We start from the raw sequence: 18465 nt of genomic DNA, 5'->3' as shown, positions 1-18465 counted from the left end.
AACACTCATCATCGGGTAAAGAAAAGAAAGAGGTGAAAAAAATGAAGAAAAATGAAAAACTACTGTTGAAAAAAATGAACATGAAACAGCAAAGAGAAGTGGCTGCTCAGCTTGAAGACGTACTGGATTCCTTACTGTCTCTTGAAGAAAAATTATGCTCAGCACCTGATAATAGCGAGTGGCTTTCTTTACAAGCTCAGCTTGAAAAAAGAGAACATGAGCTGAGATTTAAGCATAAAATGCTGTGTGAAGAATGGAATGCACTATAAAAGACAGGCATTTTGTCTGTCTTTCATTGCATCTAAATTTTTATGACCCGGATAGGACTCACCATCAAAATAGCTAAAATAATCATAAGATAAGGATTCACATAATAAAACATGCCAAGCAGTGCGATAATTAGAGCAGGAAAAGGAATAGGAAGCCCTATAAAATAACCTACGGTTGGATTTGCGCTAAATTTAGCTAATCTCAATGCACCCATGCTTGGATAAATCATAAAAGCGAGTACCGTTAGCCAAGAGTGGGGAGAAAGAGTATGAAATAGCATTGCAGGCGCTACGCCAAAGCTTATAATATCAGCCAAAGAATCTAGCTCTACACCAAACTCACTGTTAACTTTTAGCTTTCTCGCAATTTTGCCGTCAAATAAATCGAAAAAAGCGGCTAGAAAAATAAAAAGAGCAGCTAAGCGTTCGTAGCTGTTCATATTAAAGGCTATGGAAAATACGCCGCTTAGCAAATTTCCAATCGTAAAGAGATTCGGAACCCATTTTAACAGTCGAAGAATCAATGTCATACAACCGCCTTTCACAGTGTGTACAATTAGTGTAACTGTTAAATCGTATTATTATGTGAGATGCAAGATAAAAAGAAAGGAGTATTGAAAACTGGCTGTCGTTTCTGTAATATATATCGTATAATACGATAATAAATAAAAATACGATATAAAGGAGCAGGATCATGAAAGTAGAGGAGTTAAACAGCTATTGGACGTCTATTTATTATCATTTGCACTATACGCATCAAGAGAAAATTACGCACCAAACCATACGTCTTTTGCAGCATATCGACAAATCATCTTCGGTTGGAATAAGAGAAGTCGCAGATTATTTAACTATTTCACATAATACGGCATCTGAACATGTAAAGAGAAGCATCGAGAAAGGATATGTGTATAAAAATAGAGATATACAGGATGAAAGAAAAGTAATTCTGCATTTAACAGAAGTAGGAAAAGACATCTTAAAACGGAATTCAAGCTTGGATGAACAAAAAGTATCAGCTATTTTACGCGAAATGACAGCATCTGAAAAACAGCTGATTCAACAGGCTTTTCAGTTATTGAGCGAGCGTGCAGAACATGTATAGTATCATCAAAATTTTAATGTCGGCTCTTATTATTGCAGGGGTAACAGAAATGGCCAAAAGATATCCGGCATACGGTGGAATCGTGGCTGCTCTTCCAATTGTGAGCTTACTAAGTATTATATGGTTGTCAGTGCAAGGAGAAAAAAAGGAAGTGGTCAGTCAGTTTACACTTGGCGTTCTTTATGGACTCCCAGGCACTATTTTATTACTTGCTGTCGTCTATATTTGTGTAAAAAACTCCCTTCATTTGTTTGTGAGTTTATCCATAGGAGTTATGTGTTGGGCCTTGTTTTTAGTGCTTCAAAAGATGGTGATTAACCTAATTACTACATAAACTATTGGAATTTAATCCAATTTTCTGTAAAATAAAGGTCTAAGTAAAAGATAGGAGCTGAGTAGAGTTGAGTTTAGCAGAGAAAAAGTTAGGAATTGACCGAGTTGTTTTTATCGGCAGAACGTTTGAAGAGTATAGAGCTATGTTTAATTTGAATGACAAGCGTTTAAAAGGAAAAAAAGTGTTAGATTGTGCTAGCGGAGCCTGTTCTTTTACTGCTCATGCCTTGCAGCAAGGTACGAAGGCTACTAGCTGTGATATTGCCTATAAATTTACGGCAGAAGAGCTTGAAAAGAAGGGAAGCTTAGATTTAATTCATACGATGAATCAAATGCAGCACGTACAGGAGCAATATGTGTGGACGTATTTTTCGTCTATTGATGATTTAACGGAACATCGAAAAAGAGCATTAAAAGATTGTATTGCTCATATGAAAAAGAACCCGGAAGCCTATCAGTACGGAGCCCTTCCTAATTTGCCGTTTCAAAAGAACGAGTTTGATTTAACGCTTTGTGCAAACTTTTTATTTATGTACAGCGACCGGTTAGATTATACGTTTCATTTAGAGGCTTTAAAAGAACTGATACGCGTTACAAAAGAGGAAGTGCGCTTGTTTCCTTTAACGGACCTGAGCGGCAAGATTTCTACCTATTTGCCGCAGCTTTTAGAAGAGATTGCGCCTCTAGTAAAAGGAACAGAAATAGCAGATGTCCCGTATGAATTTCAAAAAGGTGCCAATCAAATGCTGAAAATATATGTATAACAAATGTAATGAAGAAGCTGAGGAAAAAGTATTTTAGCCCAAGTGAAAAACGAACCCTTGATCAAACATGTTAATCAAGGGTTCGTTTTTTTTCTTTTGTTAGGGTGAACGTATGTTTCATCTGCGCCATTCCTTTTAGCAGTTGATTGGAGGGCAAGGCGAAGACTCCTGCGGGAAAAGCGGAACAGGTGAGACCCCGCAGGAGCGGAAGCGACGAGGAGGCTCACCGACCGCCCCCGGAAAGCGAAGCCTTGCATGGAAATCAACTGCGGCGTCACAAGCGGTTCAGCTCATGTATCCCATTTGTTCGTCTTTAGATTGGATTCATTTCGTCATGTCTTAACCTCTTTTAACATTCAAACGTTTTTTAGCAGTTTGAGTATGCTTCGTTATGGTTTCACATCCAAGCGCTTTAGCTAAGCCGAACGAAGGCATATTCACATATACTGATTCATAATTTCCTGCAGGAATAACGTACGTTTCATGATAAATGCCAACTGCATTCGTTTTTGAAGCCTGTTTATAAAAAGAATTCCAAGCTTTTAAGTGCTGAGGACCTTTGGCATAGGAGGTCAATTGATCAACTGACTCCCAATATTGAATCAGCGTAATGGTTCTTAAATTAAAAGATCCTTGCAAAGATAAAAAGCCAAGATTTTTGTTTGCATACAACTCTCGAATCATAGGAGGCATTGCTTTAAATACAGGGAGCCATTTGTGTACGGCTGTCCATTTATTAATACGCATTCCTATAACAAAGACGACCAGATCCTGACCGGGCTTAGCCATTACACGATTGGAATGAATCATAAATTCTGCGCCTCCTCATCATATAATTTATTAATCGTATCTTTGCACCATTCCATCGAAGCACGAGTTGTTCGTTTACCGTAGTCTAGGGTAATAAGCCAATACGTTCTGTCAGGAGAAGGGCTTTTAGAAATGCTGTCTTCGATTCCGCAATACATGTGATAGCGTTCAGTTAGTTTCTGCTGAGCGTTTTTTAACTGCGAAATTGTGAGCTGCTTTTCTTGGTGACTACTAAAAAATAGTTTTAACAAAAGTTCATTTCGTTCTGAGGGGAGCTGCTTAATAGGTTCACGCAGCCAATCTTGCAGAACTTCTTTTCCTTTAGTTGTTATTGCGTACACTTTTTTATCCGGTTTATCAGTTTGAGCAACGGAATTTACCGTTGCTAGTTCTTCATTCACAAGCTTTTGTAAAGTGGGATAAATTTGACCATAGCTAATTTTCCAAAAATGATTTAAACTTCGATCCATTAACCGCTTAATTTCATAACCAGTTCTGCATTCAGTGGTAAGCAGTCCTAAAATCGCATATGTTGTTTGATTTTCCTTCATTTACTTTCCTCACCTATATCTTTTTGATATATATATATTACCATAAACAGGATATTATTCAATGAAAAAACGCGAGAATTATGCACTCTCGCGTCTAAAAAAAGGTTTGTATTGCTGAACCATCATTTGCGAAGCAGCAATAAATAAAAAGATAAAGCCTCCACACATTAGCAACATGACAGCACCTATTCTCCATAAAAGCTTTGGCATCAGCATATCTCCTTTTTTGAAGTTATTACCTATAGTGTAAAGAATAGCTTGCAAAAATTCTAGTCATAACTAAATATAATTTTATAACTTTTTTAGACTGACTCTTCCTTTGGATCATCTTCATCAAAAATAGGAACTTCTGTATACGCTTCTTCTTTTTCGAAAGCGGAAGAAGAATTCTCTTTATCCTCTTGTGCAGGCTTCGTTTTACCAGAAGAAATATCTGATTTAGCGTTTTTTAACTCTTCCATATCTTTTTGAATTTGGTCCGTGAAATCCTTTGGTATAGCTCCGCTTCCGTATGTAGCTCCGATGTTTAAAGCACCGCCGAGCTCCTTAATGCCCACTTGGCCAATATTGTTGTTTTGTTCGTATTTATCAAGAAAAAATTTATCAATATGAATAGGCGGAGGAGCATTTTCTAAAAGTGCCGCTTTTTGATGAATCAATCTTACTTCTTCTTGAAGAGAAGACGTACGTTTTAGCATGTCCACCTGTACTTCAGTTAAAAGCGACATGCTTTGCTCTAATGCTGAAACTCTGTTATCTAGTTCGGTCATTTTTTCGACATAAGGAGCCATTTGTTTCTCTACAGATTGTTCTACTAAGCTAGCTATATCCGGATAAGGCACAGCTTCTTTCTTTTTATCGCGAGGGTTTTGCGTGGAGATGATTTGTTCCAATTGTGCTACTTTTTCTTTTAAAAAATGAAGCTGCCTAGCAGTATCCTGCATGTCTTTTGTATATGATTGTTCAGTGTTTTTGTGAGCACTTCTTTGTGAAGATGAAGAATCGTTGGAAAGCACTGGCTGAGCCTCCAGCTTTTTTTTGAACATTATGAGAGAACCCATCTGCGGTTCGAGTTTTAAAAAACGGTTCATGTGAACTTCAAGCGTGTTAATACGCTTGATTTGATGTTTGAAGTCCGCTAGCTCAGTTTGAAGATGTTGGTTAGTCTGTTTGGGGTTGAAAAATCCTTTCATAGACATTTCGCTTCTCCTCATCTTGGGCTTATTTCCTCTGTAATCACAGTTAGATAAATAAATATTGATTCAGTTTGGGAGTTAATATTAAATTTTTTGCATTTATAAATGCTTATGTGCAGCATTACATTTCATTCGTAAAACTACTAAACCTTATTCAATATGAATACGCTCTTCTTGAAAAAACTGCCTGTGATAAGAAAGAATAAGCAGTCCATTTTCAAATTTTGCACGCAGATGATGCGCATCTGTAGGCTCAGGCAATTCGATAATTCGGTTGAAATCTCCAGAAGGTCGTTCTTGTACAACAGGCTGCCCTGTAATGAGAGGGTGGGGCGAGCCTTTTAATAGAAGCCGGCTGCCTGAAACAGAAACGTGCAAGTTTTCTTTTAGATAACCAGGCAGGTCAGCGATAACAATGATCTCGTGAGGAGTAACATAAATGTCGATAGGTGGAAAATTACTTCTAGGAGGTTGAGGAGCGTGATGCGAATCCTGAGCAGTCATATCCATATTTTCTTTCATAAATTCGTTAAAAGCAGTTTGATCAAAAACACCGTTCCAAAAGTCGTTTGTTTGATATTTTTTAGCGAATTCCATCCACTGCATAAGTTTATCAAAGTCCATATGGTTTCCTCCTTACCACACATCATAAAAAGATGGAATTTGAATATAGTTTGAAAAGGGGGTGGTTTAAATGTCAGGTGCATCTATAAATATTAATATTTTAATGCTAAAGATAAATTCCTTTGAAAATGCGTCTGCGGTAAATATCGGACAGAATTTACTAGCAGACTGGAATAATTCAGATAAAAAAACACAGGGGTTTGGGCAAAATTTCGGTGATGATAGCGGGTTTATAGGAACGAGAAGCTGTGTTGATGATCGTGATCAAATTGATAGCCCATCGTCTTTTCAAAAAGTACCCATTTCATAGAAAGAGCCTAATAAATATAGCCAGTTCAGACGCAGGTTATATTTATTAGGCATCAGGTTGAATACTAGTAGACGAATAGATGAAGGTATGCTGCTAGTCATGCTCGTTAGAGGCGGTGTAGAAGCTTAAATTACGCTGTTTTTAACTGAGTTTGAATCGTTTACGTCTGAATCTATAATCCATGAGAACGGAGTTACGTTTGGAGAAAAATCTCCGTTTGATTCTCCTAGTCCTTGATTACGTTTATAAGATACGAACACGTCAAGCTGCTGATTAGGTCCTATGCTTAAAACGGATGAATTATCCAGAACGTTCACTTTGAAGGCTTGTAAGTTAATGACCATAGGTGAAAAAATCATATGGTTTCCTCCTTATTTATCATTTTTTGTTGCAAATGCATCCACATAATCATTATCTACAGTTTTGTAAGCAGATCCTGCTGAAAAACATTGATCAGCGAGCTGCTGTCCGAAGGCCTGATTTTTCTTTGCTGTGACATACCTTGTAACTTTTGACGTATTTCCAATAGAAATACTGCTTGCTTGATCAGCACTGCGAACGTTCAATTTTCCTAAGTTGATTTTTGTTGAGTCAAATAGCATACTATTCTCCTTTCAAACGACAGTTCTTCTAAGTCTTTAAAAGCTTATTGTAACTTCGTTGAAAATATGAATAATACATGGATTCATTCCGAGAGTAGAAGTAGTCTACTGTAGCGTATTTTAGTTCTCCACAAAACGTGAAAAGATTTTAAAAAATCAGTAGTAAAAGGAGGAAATAATAAAAATGCACGACATTTTACATACTGTAGAAAAATCAACAGTAAAAAGCGTGTTGGCAACGATTATTCATGTAGAAGGATCCTCTTATTTAAAAGAAGGAACGTCCATGCTGTTTCAAGAAAACGGGGAGAACATTGGGATGTTAAGCGCTGGTTGTGTGGAAGCAGATCTTGCTGAGCGCGTAAAAGAGTTGTTCGACACTGAGCACGTATTAACCGTTACGTACAATTTAAAAGAAGGAGGTGATGCGGGGTGGGGACAAGGAGCAGGCTGCAATGGAATTCTCTATATTCTCCTAGAGCCTGTAACTGCGAAGACGAAGCAAGATCTTTTGCGGGTAAAACGCCATTTAGATAACCGAAATCCTGTTTTGCATATTAAAAAATTAGAAAAAGACTTTGTTCAAACAACCTCTTTTTATGTAGAAAAGACGGGCCAAACATTTGGTGCAAATAGCGACGAATCATCTTTTGCAACAGATGATTGGAATGGGAGAAAGAGCGGTATTCAACTTTCAAATTGCTCTCTGCTCACATATGCTCATCTATATAAACCGAAGCCTCGTCTAATTATATGGGGAGCAGGTGCTGATGCAAAATATTTAGTATCACTTGCTGCCAATACGGGGTTTTTTGTTACTTTATGCGACTGGAGACCGGCTTTATGTAATAAGGAACATTTTCCGCTAGCAGAGGAAATACAGATTGGATTCCCGGAGGAAGTAGAGAAACACTTGTCCGTTCAGAGCGATGATTTTGTTGTGATTATGACGCATAATTTTTATCGCGATCAAGAAATTCTCTCGCTATTAAAATCAAGTCCTGTGAAGTATATAGGAGTTTTAGGGTCTAAAAAGCGAACGCTTCGATTATTGAATACCGATATTCCTTCCCATATTCATTCGCCCGTGGGACTTTCTATAGGAGCGGTAGGACCGCAGGAAATTGCGGTTAGTATTGTAGCTGAATTAATTGAGATCCTCCGAATGTATGATGAAAAAAAGGGGTGAAAATGTCCGGGTTAAATATTGTTGCTGTTTATCTTGCCGCGGGAGCTAGTAAAAGGATGGGCAGCAATAAGCTGCTGCTGCCTTTAGGGAATGGATGTTTAGGGAGTAAAGCTTTACGAACAGCGGTTTGTTCAAAAATAAATCATACGATAGTAGTCACAAAGAAAGGAGATTCTCTTGAGTGGATTGACCATATTCTTTTTTCAGAAGCATATCAGCAGAAGTGGAGTCATACTTCTTGTAGTAGCGCCTTAAAAGGTCAGTCTGCGTCTTTAAAATGCGGATTAAAAAAAGCAAAAGAATTAAGCGCTGATGCTATTATTGTGCTGCTGGCAGATCAGCCTCTTATAAGTATCGTGCTGATAGATACATTTGTTTCGCTGTTTGAGAACCATTCCTCCGCTCCGTTTATTTCTTCTTTTTATCAAGGAATTGCCAGAGCACCGGTTTTATTTTCAAAACAAATGTTTTCAAGCTTGGATAAGCTGCAAGGAGATCAAGGAGCAAGAAAAATCATAAGACAAAACGGACCTGGAAATGGAATGTCTTATGAATGTACCGACGCTTCTCTTTTCATGGATGTTGATACAAAACAAGCGTATGAACGCATTAAAAAGATATATAAAGAGAAATGTAGACGGGTTTGATTGACGGAGGTGAAAAGAGTGGATGTTATTGGGAAAAGCGTGATTCGAAAAGATGCGTTAGAAAAAGTGACGGGAACAGCTCGGTACACGAATGATTACAGTTTTAAAGGTTCCCTTCACGTCAAAATAGTAGTCAGTCCTTACGCTCATGCAAGAATTCAAGCAATAGACATTCAAGCAGCGATCGCTACTCACGGTGTTCATGCAGTTGTGACGGGTGAGCATTTGCCGTTAACCGGAGAGGGAGTTCGTGACCGGCGACCGCTTGCGTTTGAAAAAGTGCGGTATCACGGAGAAGCCGTAGTCCTTATAGTAGCAGAGACTCCTGCACTCGCTGAGCGTGCGGCGAGTGCTGTTCATATTCAATATGAGCCGTTACCTGTCGTTCATTCTCCTAGCGCCGCTATTGAGCCGGATTCTCCTTTAGTGCATGAACATATGCACATCTACAAGCATGATGAAACGGTGTATCCAGAGCCCGGCACCAACGTAGCAAACAGAGTCAAAATACGAAAAGGCAATATGGAAGAAGGTTGGCAAAAAAGTGAGTTAATAGTTGAAGAAACGTTTTCTCTATCTCCTTCAGATCACGCGGCAATGGAAACAAGAAGTGCCGCTGCTGAAATTCTTCCGAATGGATTAGTTAAAATTATCACTTCTTCTCAAGCTCCTTTTATGGTGAAAAAATTAATTAGTGAGTACTTTGAAATTGAAGCGGGAAAAGTGATCGTTGAAACACCGCTAGTAGGAGGAGGCTACGGAGGAAAAGCAGCTGTCCAGCTGGAGTTGCTTGCATATATAGCTTCAAAAGCTGTTGGTGGAAGACTGGTTAAAATATTAAATACAAGAGAAGAAGATATGCTCACTTCGCCTGCTCACATAGGTCTAGATGCCAAAATCAAGTTAGGTTGTTCTAAAGAGGGACTCTTGCAGGCTGCTGACATTCTTTATTTGTTTGACAGCGGTGCTTATGCAGATAAAGGAACGGACCTGAGTAAAGCTGCAGCAGCTGACTGTACAGGACCTTATCGTCTTGAACATATTTTTTGTGATTCATTATGTGTATATACAAATCACCCTTACGCTTCTCCTTTTCGAGGATTCAGCCACTCAGAACTATTATTTGCGTTCGAGCGCACGATGGACATCCTTGCTAAAAAAGCAGGTATAGATCCTTTGGAGTTTAGAGAAAAAAATGCTATTTTGCCGGGCGATACTACGCCTACGCAAGTACGTTTAACGTCTAGCAGCGTGGGTAACTTACCAGAATGTATTCGTCGCTTGAAGCAGCTGATCAAATGGGAGGAAGGACAGAGAACGGTGCATGAAAACGGCCTTATTACTGCTAAGGGGATTAGCTGCGTCTGGAAAACCTCTACCATTGAAACAAACGCAGGTTCCGGTGTTATTCTAACATTCAATCCGGATGGAAGCGTGAATTTGATGTCTGGCGTTATTGAATTAGGCACGGGAACGAAAACCGTGCTCGCGCAAATACTGGCTGAAAAATTGCAGATGCGCGTGGAACGCATTCATGTGCGAATGGAAGTAGATACTCAAACGACTCCTGAACATTGGAAAACGGTGGCTAGCAGAGGCACTTTTATGGCAGGAAGAGCGGTTTTAGAAGCCGCTGAAGATGTGATTAATCAATTAAAAAAGATAGCTTCTTGTATATTTCGAGCTTCTGAGGAAGATATCGAAATAAAAAATGAAAAAGTTTTTTTACGGGATGAGCCTGAAACATCCTTGGCCTTTAAAGAAATTGTATATGGCTATAAATATCCGAACGGAAATGCAATTGGAGGGCAAATTATAGGGAGAGGCAACTATATTTTAAGAGGGATGACCTACTTGGATAAAGAAACGGGAGCTGGGCGTCCGGGGCCTGAATGGACGGTAGCAGCTGAAGGAGTTGAAGTGGAATATAATCCTAGAACGTATAGATATCGTATTGTAAAAGCTGTCTCTGTTATTGATATAGGAACCGTGCTAAACGAGAAAATGGCACGCGGGCAAGTCATGGGTGCGATGAGTATGGGGCTATCGTTTGCAGGCAGAGAAACATTTTGGTTTGATTCAAATGGCCGTATTTTAAATCCTCAGCTTCGGAAATATCGTCCTCTTCGCTACGGAGAGCATCCAGAGTACGTAGTAGATTTTATTCATACGCCTCAATTAGATGCGGCGTACGGAGCTAGAGGAGTCGGAGAACACGGGCTGCTTGGTATGCCGGCTTCTTTAGGAAACAGCTTAACGGTGGCGGCAGAAACAGAATTAAACCAACTTCCGCTTATTCCAGAATTGATTTGGAGAATGAAAGAAGGGAATGCTGATGATTTCATTTGACTTTGAATATCACAAACCTGGAACTGTTTCAGAAGCAGTTGCCTTGTTTCAAGAGTTAGAGAATCAAGGCAAACAGCCGCGGTATTATGCTGGCGGTACCGAAATTCTGACATTAGGCAGATTGGGTTTGTTTGTTACCCATGCTGTTATTGATATAAAAAATATACCTGAATTTCAACAAACCGAAGCTAATGAAGATTGGATGATTTTTGGTGCAGGAGTAACGTTAACTGAACTGGAAGATAAAAATTTGTTTCCTTTATTAAGTAAGTCTGCTAGCGAAGCGGCTGATCACACGGCTCGAAATAAAATAACGCTAGGAGGAAATATTTGTGGGCATATTTTTTATCGAGAAGCGGTATTGCCGCTGCTTTTAACAGATAGTCAACTTGCAGTGGCAGGTCCGGCTGGAACCAATATCTATTCGATTCACGACCTTTTTAACCGGCGTTTGCAGCTGGAAAACGGAGAACTTCTTGTTCAGGTGTTTGTTGAAAAGAAGTACGCTGCCCTGCCATATATGAGTATAAAAGAACGCCAGCAGTGGGATACAGGATATCCATTAGTGACAATAGCAGCGTTAAAAACAGAAGGAACCATCCGAGTAGCTTTCAGCGGAGTATGTTCGTTTCCTTTTCGCTCAGCAGAAATAGAAGAAGTGCTAAATCATAAAGAAACGCCATTAGAAGCTCGAATTCAAAATGCTCTTGATTATATACCGGCTCCAATTTTAAATGATGGGGAAGGGTCGAATCGCTATCGCAAATTTGTGATTAAAAATTTATTGTTTGATATTTTCACAGAGCTGGGAGGAACGTAACGTGCTAAAAGATGAACGGTATAGAATAACAATTAAGCTAAAGGTTAACGGTGAAGAAAAAATGGTTGATATCCGAACAGCAGATACGTTGCTTTACGTATTAAGAGAAAAGCTGGGCCTTACCGGAGCAAAACCAGGCTGTTTAAACGGGGACTGTGGGGCTTGTACAGTAGGGATAAATCAGCGGCCAATGAAATCTTGTCTCATGTTAGCGGCAGAAACAGAAGAGAAAGAAATAATGACTATAGAAGGGCTGAAGAGTTCACCTATGCAAAAAGCTTTTATTGAACACTTTGCTTTTCAGTGCGGTTATTGCACATCGGGTTTTATCATGAATGCTCATTTGCTTTCCAAACACCATCCTTCAGGCAGTGACAATATTATAAAGGAGTGGCTTGCTTCCAATATATGCAGATGTACAGGGTATAAAGAAATTGAAGACGCAGTAAAATCTGTTTTACACTTTTCGGAGCGGGAGTGAGACGGGAAAAAGAAAAAATAGAATAACATTTACACGTGTTTAGAATAGTATGTGCTAAGGGTGTGGAGAATGTGGAATGGAAAAGCGGCTTTGACAAAGAAAGGGAACTGATCTTTGCCATTCAACGAAATCTGGATGTAGTAACAGCTATATTATTATTAACTGGCCAAATAACAATTATAGGCGTATTTGTGACACCCGGAGCTTTTCGTATTTCAGTAGGGGGACCTATTACAGGAACTAGCCGAATAGAAGGAAAAGACGGAGATGCGGGAATTAATATCATTATTGATATGATTGATGTGATTCTTGCGGCGTTGCTGCTTAATAACCAGATCAATGTGTCGGGCGCCTTTATTTCTTCTGGAAGGTTTACCATTAATGTAAGTGGACCTATTTTTGGCGTTCCTAAAACAGAACCTGCATTAAGTGAACTAAATCAATCCTCTCAGTTTTTTCATCGTACCGTATCAAAACATTTTTATGTAAATCCTGACTTAGTTGAAAAATTTACAAAGGACTGATTAAGATGTCATTAACGGATATACCTACAGTAAGACCTTCAGAGACGAGTATTTTTCTTATCGCGCTACCGCTGATTATTTTTATTTTTTTCTTTACTCAGCCAAAAGCATCAGACATCAAATAATCATGTAGCATAATGGCGATTGTATCACTGTGTACAGAAGCTGCCTATTTTTCTGTTCGTATCATTACCTCTTCATTCATTAAGCCCCTAACGCTTTTCTTTTCGGTCATGTTTCATTAAAATGAACATAAACATATATGTAGAGAAAAGAATAATGTAGTGTTTTCTAACGTTATAAAATAGCTTACGATACGAAGAAAGCGTCTATAATAAAAGAAACGAAACTTTTGCGTGGTCAACTGACGATGCTTTTTATTTTTACAAACTGCAGTGAAGGCAGAAAGGAGAGAATTCGATGAGTTTGCGCGATCGGCTGCTTTATGTAGCTGAACATTATAAACAAATGGGTGGAGACGTACTTGTAAAACACGAAGTAGAAAATATGATTACACGCCGGCTTCCGATTTCTCTTTATCGATTGGAGCATATAAATCGAGAAGAAATGCGTATATCGGGCCACCACGCTGAAACATTTCCTTACGTGACTCTTGCTAATAAGAATATAGAGAGTGATGTGATAGTAGCATATTTATTCAGTGAAGACGGTCAGCGCATTTACTTAGTCATGATGAAAGGAGATGCAGGGGAAGGAACTGATCTGAAAGACATTCGTTTTTTTACTCCTGAACATGCCCGCGTATTGAAAGATAATCATATTGTCATTGGTACAAGCATGGAAGCGAAAAGCTTTGAGGATAGAGTAGCTCTTTACCTTCCTTACAATATAGCAGACTTACCTAATAATGATCAGCTTCAAGATGATTTGCATTTACTGCTGAGTATGCATGAACAGTATATAAAAACATACGGAATGAGCAAAGAGATGATTGGCGATAAAGACGCCATCGTCCACATTCATGAGTATATTAAGAAATCTGGATTTACATACGAACGACAAGATATAGCCAACGCCTACTTTGCTTTAAAGACCAAGCCTTTTATTGTTTTATCAGGAATGAGCGGGACGGGAAAAACAAAGCTTGCGCAGCTCTTAGCAGATAGTATCGGTGCCACGATTGAAAATGGCAGACAAGTGCTTATTCCAGTTCGGCCCGATTGGCACGATAGTTCAGATTTATTAGGGTATATTGATTTAAGAGGAGATTTTCGCAGAGGATCGTTTCTGTCGATTATGCAGCAAGCCATTCAGCATCCAGCTTACACATATGTTGCCATATTGGATGAAATGAACTTAGCTCGAGTTGAACATTATTTTAGCGATATTTTAAGCGTGATGGAAAGCAGAAGCTGGTCAAAAGGGAAAATCAAAACGGCTCCGTTATTTCCTGGACATAAGATGTTCCGAGATATTTATTTGCCATCTAACCTTCTCATTATCGGTACCATTAATATGGATGAAACAACTCATGGGTTTAGTCAAAAGTTGTTAGATCGTACCAACACCATTGAGCTGAATAAGATTCAGCTAGATTCTTTTGATTTTTTAGATGATAGAGATCCATCTCGGCACAGTATTGAAAATGTACAAATTCAAAGTCAATACGTTCACTTAAAAGATGCGTATGTTGAACATGCTGAGCTCATTCACGAAGTAACAAATGAACTGCTAACCGTCAACGAGATGCTTACAGAAGTCGATTTGCAAATAGGTTACCGCGTACGCGACGAAATATGCTTTTATCTAATTTACGCAGTGAAAAGCGGAGTGTTTACATTTGATCAGGCGTTTGATTTTCAGATATTGCAAAAAGTTTTGCCTCGTATTTCAGGAAGCGATGCTTACACATTTGACCTATTAAAAAATCTTTATTATTACTGTACAAATACGCTGCTCGATGATGAATTTGAGACAGCTGTTGTCAACGCAGACGGGATGAGATTTCCTAAAAGTGCACGCAAAATAATGGAGATGATGAGACGTTTTGAAGTATACGGATACACGTCATTTTGGATTAATACCGTACGTTGAAATTGAAACCGATACGTGTACGGTGGTTATAAAAGGAAAGAATAAGAAAAAAATAAAATCTGCAGAAGAAGTGATGTTTTTTTCTTGTACGGGAAAAGGAATCACACATGTAAAAGTACTAAATCAAACAAAAGGCATGATGACTTCCAAACCGCCGCTTGAGCCTTTATTTTTTGAAAATGAAACCTATCAAATTACAGTTGTTTCAAAAAATGAAACAAGTCTGTTTGTTAATCACGACTCAAAAGCAGTTGAACAAAGTTTTCAAACCGTAGGATTTCCCTACATTTTAACAGGAAATATAAGCTTTCAAAATGAGGTAGGGTATTCTACGTTTCATGTCTACAGTGAAATAGAAAAAGAGCTGTCTTTTACTCTTGAAATTTTCCCGTCAAAGATGAGCTACAAGACAGATTATGTACGCATGGTTGATGAAGTGAACGGATACATTCATGATTTGGCATACGATATGCTCCGTAAAACGTATATTGAAGCAAAATCGGTTTGGTCTAAACAAGCAACATGGACGGAATTTTATCATGTGCTCTCTCACTATATGAAACCCTTTCTTCATTCTGTTCGTCAGATTGAGAATCAGCCGTTTCAATCGGTAAAAGTTGAACATGAGCTCATGAGAGGAGATCAAATAAAAAAACAAGATAGCCAGGCTATATCATTTGTCCGAACACACCCTACCTATCTTGCATCTTCAAGCAGAGGAATTAAAATTAATCGGCATATAAAAGTAGTACCTACAAAAGCAATTGGCACAAGACATGTAGCTATCTATGATAATTTGGAAAATCAAAGTGTTAAATGGATGATGACGCAGCTGTATCACAAGCTAACTACACTAATTGACAAATTGATAGAAGATAGATATGTAAAAAAAGAAGCGGTGTCGGCTCTAGAAACCAATCATACCGAATTAAAAAGGCTGCTAAACAATGTGTTCTGGCAAAGAGTGAAGACCATACAAGTTTCAACTCTTCCTTCTACACTCCGTACGGCACCCCGCTACCGGGAAGCAAGCAGATACTTTATGTTCTTAACGCGAGGGTTGGCTCTTAACGGAGAGTTTTACCACCTTTCATTAAAAGATATCGCAACTCTCTATGAATACTGGACGTATGTTAGTCTTTTAAAGAAGTTGCAAATTTACGGCAAACGAATAGAACAAAACATCATGACAACGACAGAACAAGGGTTGAATGTCAGAGTGCAGGCCTCTTACCATCGTTTTCAGGTGGGAAAAGCAGAAGTAACGCTATGGTATCAAAAAGAATACCATCATACTCATACTGTTATCCAAAAGCCGGACTTGCTGCTTGAAGTAAAGCAAGGGGAGAAAAAAAGTGTATATCTTTTTGACGCTAAGTATCGTATCAAACCAAATCACGATACGCCCTCTCCTAGAGAAGAAGATATTAATACCATGCACCGTTACCGAGACGCTATTGTAGAGGAAAATGGAATAAAACCGGTACAAACAGCGGTTGTGCTGTTTCCAGGGAAAGCAGAAGGCTATAAGCAGCATCATTTTTATAAAAGTATTGAACGCGTTGGAGTGGGTGCGCTGCCTTTTTTGCCGGGAGAGGAAGGGCTAGTAGAAGAATTTATTAAAACTATTTGTACGGAAGAACCAAATCTTTTCAGCGCTGATTAGGTAAATAGGTAGAACGTGAACAAGCCCTTTTTTTATGCGTTGACATAGTGTTAAGTTTTTTATGTTTTGATGACATTTCGAGATTTTAGTTGTATTTTCCTGTTGAATTTTCTAGAATAGTAGAGAATAAAACCGTATCGAAAAGAAGTCGTATCATGTGCAGAGAACGTATCAGGAGGACAACGAAGTGAAAAAGATTCTACTATTCACGTTAGTAGCGCTATTGGCAACTTTTTTTATTGACAGGGTATACAGCGAACGCAACCAAGCGCAACTTCAGCAAACCGTAATTAATGAAATTAAAAAAACAAATCAAAGTAAAGAAGAAGCTTCCATCCTTGATTTTAATGAATTATGTGATTTTAGATGGGATAAAGTATATGTTTTTGGACCGGAAACGACCCGCAGTGAGGTAAATGAAAAGCTGGGCTTCAATTGGTCTGAAGCAAAAGCAAAAGGTATTGGAAAAGATAAAAAAGATAACTTTATTGTTTTTGTGGAAAATGATCAAGTAACGCAATATTTAAAAATACCGGCGTCATATGGAGCTATTGTTCCTAAGACTTCTGTTGCAAATGAAAGCTAACGAACTTCTTCGTTAGCTTTTTTTATGCTTTCTTTTTTAAGGATGACGTTTTTTTCTCTGCTGTTGATTTTGTCGGTTGTAAAGTAGAAGGATCTATGCTCACCTTTAACATTTCCATTAAATGTCGAATATCTCGTTCTTCGCTTCCGCTTACTTTTGTAACTTCGCCTTGCTTTATTTTTTGTTGAATGACGCTTTGTAAGGCATCTCGGTAGTTGTTTTTGTAAATAGATGGATTAAAAGAAGTAGATAGCTTATCAATTAATTCCACCGTCACTTGTGTATCACTTTCATTAACAGAAGAAGTAGTAGATAAGTTAGGCACATCTGTGACTGAACGAAGTTCTTCTTCAAAATGCATCGTGTGAAGAACGAGAGAGCCGCCCACGGAACGAATAATGGCGATTTGCTGTTTGGAATATAAAAATACATTGGCAATACCGACTTTATTCGTTATTTCAAGTGCATTTAATAACGTATAATAAGCTTTTAGGCTCGTTTCTTCAGGAGAAATATAGTAGGGCTTATCAAAAAACAGGGGATCAATGTCATCTAACGAAACAAAGTGCAACAATTCAACAGCTTTGTTTGCTGCAAAGGGCTCTTTGACACGGTCAATTTCCTGTTGTGAAAGTACAACAAACTGACCGGTCGCGGTTTCGTATCCTTTAACCAGTTCATCGGATTCTACTTCTCGTCCACACGTTTGGCAATGTTTTTCTTGATGAATGGGTGTATGGCAAACGGAGTGCAGTGTGCGCAGCTTTACATCTTTTTCTTCAATTGCTCCGTGCAGTTTAATAGGGATGTCAATTAATCCAAAGCTGATTTTACCTTTCCAAGCAGTATGAAGCATAAATGTTCTCCTTTTACTCTTTTTTAGTAGTGTGCCGTAAAACAAATGAGATATCCAATTGTTTTGAAAAGGAAAACTTTCTAAAAAAACTATGTGCTAAATAAACAATTAAATAGTTCCAATAAAGCTGCAGAGACAACATCTGCAGCTTTATTGGAACTCAATAGGGACTATTGGCTGATTAGATTCATTTGTCTCATGTTTGGAAATCGTAATTTCAAGAATTTCGTTACTAAATGTAGCGGTAATCTTTTTATTCATCAATGGAAACGGAAAGTCAATTGTACGTTCAACGCTTTCTTCCATTTGTTCTCTTGCAAGCGTTCCTTGCTTTTCATCATGAAATTCTCTAAGGCAGTATTTTTTGGCTGTGAGCTGTAAGTGGTCAGCTTGTATCTGAACGATAATATCCTTAGGGTGATACCCTAATAATTCAGCTTCGACAATAAATGATTGTTCTGTTTCAAATAAATCTATACGAACGGAATCATAATCTAAATAACTCATAAAGGGATTTGAAAGCATGACTTCTAACAACTCTTGAAAGCCTTTTACAAACATTTGGTCTGCTGGCAGACGCTTGTTTTTCATTTCTACGTTCCTCCATTATTTAAACTGTTTCACTTTACTATCATATGCGCGTTTATGTACTTAGTGAACTCCTGTGCAAAGAATAAGCTTGAAGTACTAGCTGCCTTTTCTATGCATAAAAAAGCAAGCTCTGTAGAGAG

The 18465-nt window shown here is 38.4% G+C and carries 25 protein-coding genes; 15 read left to right on the top strand and 10 right to left on the bottom strand.

All coding sequences use genetic code 11. The annotated features are described in order from the left end of the window. Nucleotides 1-41: 41 nt before the first annotated feature. On the top strand, nucleotides 42-269 hold the full coding sequence (locus NST66_RS11960; protein WP_047750857.1) for a hypothetical protein: 228 nt from the start codon (nucleotides 42-44) through the stop codon (nucleotides 267-269). 32 nt (nucleotides 270-301) lie between these two features. Here NST66_RS11960 and pssA read toward each other — a convergent pair whose 3' ends face one another. Continuing rightward, on the bottom strand, nucleotides 302-793 hold the full coding sequence (pssA, locus tag NST66_RS11955; protein ID WP_182029361.1) for a CDP-diacylglycerol--serine O-phosphatidyltransferase: 492 nt from the start codon (nucleotides 791-793) through the stop codon (nucleotides 302-304). A gap of 170 nt (nucleotides 794-963) precedes the next feature. On the opposite strand from pssA, the gene NST66_RS11950 reads away from it, so the two are divergent. From NST66_RS11950 to NST66_RS11935, 4 genes are all read left to right on the top strand, one after another. Then, a complete protein-coding gene (locus NST66_RS11950) occupies nucleotides 964-1371 on the top strand; it encodes a MarR family winged helix-turn-helix transcriptional regulator (protein ID WP_154972978.1) in 408 nt (135 codons plus the stop codon). Then, nucleotides 1364-1705 (top strand): DUF3147 family protein, encoded by a 342-nt coding sequence (locus tag NST66_RS11945; protein ID WP_034269243.1) that lies wholly within the window; start codon nucleotides 1364-1366, stop codon nucleotides 1703-1705. The genes NST66_RS11950 and NST66_RS11945 overlap by 8 nt, the downstream gene beginning before the upstream one ends. Before the next feature lie 67 nt (nucleotides 1706-1772). Continuing rightward, nucleotides 1773-2468 carry an SAM-dependent methyltransferase gene (locus tag NST66_RS11940; RefSeq protein WP_034269246.1) on the top strand — a complete coding sequence of 232 codons (696 nt, stop codon included), beginning with the start codon at nucleotides 1773-1775 and terminating at the stop codon, nucleotides 2466-2468. 142 nt (nucleotides 2469-2610) lie between these two features. After that, complete coding sequence (locus tag NST66_RS11935; RefSeq protein WP_340843386.1) at nucleotides 2611-2811, top strand: hypothetical protein; 201 nt, start codon at nucleotides 2611-2613, stop codon at nucleotides 2809-2811. On the opposite strand, the gene NST66_RS11930 is transcribed toward NST66_RS11935, so the two are convergent. The 5 genes from NST66_RS11930 to NST66_RS11910 all read right to left on the bottom strand — a co-directional run bounded on the left by NST66_RS11930 (nucleotide 2808) and on the right by NST66_RS11910 (nucleotide 5649). Next, nucleotides 2808-3278 (bottom strand): DUF4188 domain-containing protein, encoded by a 471-nt coding sequence (locus tag NST66_RS11930; RefSeq protein ID WP_033579138.1) that lies wholly within the window; start codon nucleotides 3276-3278, stop codon nucleotides 2808-2810. The genes NST66_RS11935 and NST66_RS11930 overlap by 4 nt on opposite strands. Then, complete coding sequence (locus NST66_RS11925; protein WP_034266508.1) at nucleotides 3275-3829, bottom strand: PadR family transcriptional regulator; 555 nt, start codon at nucleotides 3827-3829, stop codon at nucleotides 3275-3277. The genes NST66_RS11930 and NST66_RS11925 overlap by 4 nt, the downstream gene beginning before the upstream one ends. A gap of 78 nt (nucleotides 3830-3907) precedes the next feature. Further along, on the bottom strand, nucleotides 3908-4039 hold the full coding sequence (locus NST66_RS11920) for a hypothetical protein (protein ID WP_013057274.1): 132 nt from the start codon (nucleotides 4037-4039) through the stop codon (nucleotides 3908-3910). Nucleotides 4040-4131: 92 nt separating this feature from the next. Then, nucleotides 4132-5028 carry a hypothetical protein gene (locus NST66_RS11915; protein ID WP_033579136.1) on the bottom strand — a complete coding sequence of 299 codons (897 nt, stop codon included), beginning with the start codon at nucleotides 5026-5028 and terminating at the stop codon, nucleotides 4132-4134. Between the two features lie 147 nt (nucleotides 5029-5175). Beyond that, the gene (locus NST66_RS11910) at nucleotides 5176-5649 is read right to left on the bottom strand and encodes an Hsp20/alpha crystallin family protein (RefSeq protein ID WP_033579135.1); all 474 of its coding nucleotides are present in this window, start codon (nucleotides 5647-5649) and stop codon (nucleotides 5176-5178) included. A gap of 70 nt (nucleotides 5650-5719) precedes the next feature. Here NST66_RS11910 and NST66_RS11905 point away from each other — a divergent pair, with 70 nt between their 5' ends. Continuing rightward, nucleotides 5720-5959: a hypothetical protein gene (locus tag NST66_RS11905; protein WP_033579134.1), complete on the top strand. Its 240-nt coding sequence runs from the start codon at nucleotides 5720-5722 to the stop codon at nucleotides 5957-5959. Nucleotides 5960-6084: 125 nt separating this feature from the next. Here the strand turns inward: NST66_RS11905 and NST66_RS11900 are convergent, their stop codons facing one another. Further along, nucleotides 6085-6318 (bottom strand): hypothetical protein, encoded by a 234-nt coding sequence (locus NST66_RS11900; RefSeq protein ID WP_013057270.1) that lies wholly within the window; start codon nucleotides 6316-6318, stop codon nucleotides 6085-6087. 12 nt (nucleotides 6319-6330) lie between these two features. Continuing rightward, complete coding sequence (locus NST66_RS11895) at nucleotides 6331-6561, bottom strand: hypothetical protein (protein WP_033579133.1); 231 nt, start codon at nucleotides 6559-6561, stop codon at nucleotides 6331-6333. A gap of 184 nt (nucleotides 6562-6745) precedes the next feature. Here NST66_RS11895 and NST66_RS11890 point away from each other — a divergent pair, with 184 nt between their 5' ends. From NST66_RS11890 to NST66_RS11850, 9 genes are all read left to right on the top strand, one after another. Beyond that, nucleotides 6746-7750, top strand: a complete 1005-nt coding sequence (locus NST66_RS11890; RefSeq protein ID WP_155008073.1) for an XdhC family protein — start codon at nucleotides 6746-6748, stop codon at nucleotides 7748-7750. Nucleotides 7751-7752: 2 nt separating this feature from the next. Further along, entirely contained in the window at nucleotides 7753-8397 is a 645-nt protein-coding gene (locus NST66_RS11885) for an NTP transferase domain-containing protein (protein ID WP_340843385.1), read from the top strand. Nucleotides 8398-8415: 18 nt separating this feature from the next. Then, nucleotides 8416-10746 carry a xanthine dehydrogenase family protein molybdopterin-binding subunit gene (locus NST66_RS11880; RefSeq protein ID WP_340843384.1) on the top strand — a complete coding sequence of 777 codons (2331 nt, stop codon included), beginning with the start codon at nucleotides 8416-8418 and terminating at the stop codon, nucleotides 10744-10746. Continuing rightward, entirely contained in the window at nucleotides 10733-11566 is an 834-nt protein-coding gene (locus tag NST66_RS11875) for an FAD binding domain-containing protein (RefSeq protein WP_340843383.1), read from the top strand. Before NST66_RS11880 ends, NST66_RS11875 begins: the two co-directional genes overlap by 14 nt. Nucleotide 11567: 1 nt before the next feature. Further along, on the top strand, nucleotides 11568-12047 hold the full coding sequence (locus NST66_RS11870) for a (2Fe-2S)-binding protein (protein WP_155008075.1): 480 nt from the start codon (nucleotides 11568-11570) through the stop codon (nucleotides 12045-12047). Nucleotides 12048-12118: 71 nt separating this feature from the next. Beyond that, nucleotides 12119-12571 (top strand): hypothetical protein, encoded by a 453-nt coding sequence (locus tag NST66_RS11865; RefSeq protein ID WP_372454456.1) that lies wholly within the window; start codon nucleotides 12119-12121, stop codon nucleotides 12569-12571. A gap of 420 nt (nucleotides 12572-12991) precedes the next feature. After that, a complete protein-coding gene (locus tag NST66_RS11860; protein ID WP_155008076.1) occupies nucleotides 12992-14626 on the top strand; it encodes an MrcB family domain-containing protein in 1635 nt (544 codons plus the stop codon). Beyond that, a complete protein-coding gene (locus NST66_RS11855) occupies nucleotides 14580-16292 on the top strand; it encodes a DUF2357 domain-containing protein (protein ID WP_033579125.1) in 1713 nt (570 codons plus the stop codon). The genes NST66_RS11860 and NST66_RS11855 overlap by 47 nt, the downstream gene beginning before the upstream one ends. A gap of 187 nt (nucleotides 16293-16479) precedes the next feature. After that, the gene (locus NST66_RS11850) at nucleotides 16480-16878 is read left to right on the top strand and encodes a hypothetical protein (RefSeq protein WP_014459877.1); all 399 of its coding nucleotides are present in this window, start codon (nucleotides 16480-16482) and stop codon (nucleotides 16876-16878) included. Nucleotides 16879-16900: 22 nt separating this feature from the next. Here the strand turns inward: NST66_RS11850 and ku are convergent, their stop codons facing one another. Both ku and NST66_RS11840 read right to left on the bottom strand, forming a co-directional pair. Then, entirely contained in the window at nucleotides 16901-17734 is an 834-nt protein-coding gene (gene ku / locus NST66_RS11845) for a non-homologous end joining protein Ku (RefSeq protein ID WP_034266498.1), read from the bottom strand. 150 nt (nucleotides 17735-17884) lie between these two features. Then, nucleotides 17885-18325 (bottom strand): Hsp20/alpha crystallin family protein, encoded by a 441-nt coding sequence (locus tag NST66_RS11840; protein WP_033579124.1) that lies wholly within the window; start codon nucleotides 18323-18325, stop codon nucleotides 17885-17887. Nucleotides 18326-18465 lie beyond the last annotated feature (140 nt).

Source organism: Priestia sp. FSL W8-0524 (genome assembly GCF_038005965.1).
In the GTDB taxonomy this organism is placed as follows: Bacteria; Bacillota; Bacilli; order Bacillales; family Bacillaceae_H; genus Priestia; species Priestia zanthoxyli.
The sequence above is the reverse complement of the archived record's forward strand: the minus strand, read 5'-3'. Positions and strand labels throughout refer to the sequence as shown.

Bases quoted from the DNA above. Each gene is read 5' to 3' on its own strand.
- NST66_RS11960 (WP_047750857.1), top strand. From the start codon at position 42: ATGAAGAAAAATGAAAAACTACTGTTGAAAAAAATGAACATGAAACAG.
- NST66_RS11950 (WP_154972978.1), top strand. From the start codon at position 964: ATGAAAGTAGAGGAGTTAAACAGCTATTGGACGTCTATTTATTATCAT.
- NST66_RS11945 (WP_034269243.1), top strand. From the start codon at position 1,364: ATGTATAGTATCATCAAAATTTTAATGTCGGCTCTTATTATTGCAGGG.
- NST66_RS11930 (WP_033579138.1), bottom strand. From the start codon at position 3,278: ATGATTCATTCCAATCGTGTAATGGCTAAGCCCGGTCAGGATCTGGTC.
- NST66_RS11925 (WP_034266508.1), bottom strand. From the start codon at position 3,829: ATGAAGGAAAATCAAACAACATATGCGATTTTAGGACTGCTTACCACT.
- NST66_RS11920 (WP_013057274.1), bottom strand. From the start codon at position 4,039: ATGCCAAAGCTTTTATGGAGAATAGGTGCTGTCATGTTGCTAATGTGT.
- NST66_RS11915 (WP_033579136.1), bottom strand. From the start codon at position 5,028: ATGTCTATGAAAGGATTTTTCAACCCCAAACAGACTAACCAACATCTT.
- NST66_RS11910 (WP_033579135.1), bottom strand. From the start codon at position 5,649: ATGGACTTTGATAAACTTATGCAGTGGATGGAATTCGCTAAAAAATAT.
- NST66_RS11905 (WP_033579134.1), top strand. From the start codon at position 5,720: ATGTCAGGTGCATCTATAAATATTAATATTTTAATGCTAAAGATAAAT.
- NST66_RS11900 (WP_013057270.1), bottom strand. From the start codon at position 6,318: ATGATTTTTTCACCTATGGTCATTAACTTACAAGCCTTCAAAGTGAAC.
- NST66_RS11895 (WP_033579133.1), bottom strand. From the start codon at position 6,561: ATGCTATTTGACTCAACAAAAATCAACTTAGGAAAATTGAACGTTCGC.
- NST66_RS11890 (WP_155008073.1), top strand. From the start codon at position 6,746: ATGCACGACATTTTACATACTGTAGAAAAATCAACAGTAAAAAGCGTG.
- NST66_RS11885 (WP_340843385.1), top strand. From the start codon at position 7,753: ATGTCCGGGTTAAATATTGTTGCTGTTTATCTTGCCGCGGGAGCTAGT.
- NST66_RS11875 (WP_340843383.1), top strand. From the start codon at position 10,733: ATGATTTCATTTGACTTTGAATATCACAAACCTGGAACTGTTTCAGAA.
- NST66_RS11860 (WP_155008076.1), top strand. From the start codon at position 12,992: ATGAGTTTGCGCGATCGGCTGCTTTATGTAGCTGAACATTATAAACAA.
- ku (WP_034266498.1), bottom strand. From the start codon at position 17,734: ATGCTTCATACTGCTTGGAAAGGTAAAATCAGCTTTGGATTAATTGAC.
- NST66_RS11840 (WP_033579124.1), bottom strand. From the start codon at position 18,325: ATGAAAAACAAGCGTCTGCCAGCAGACCAAATGTTTGTAAAAGGCTTT.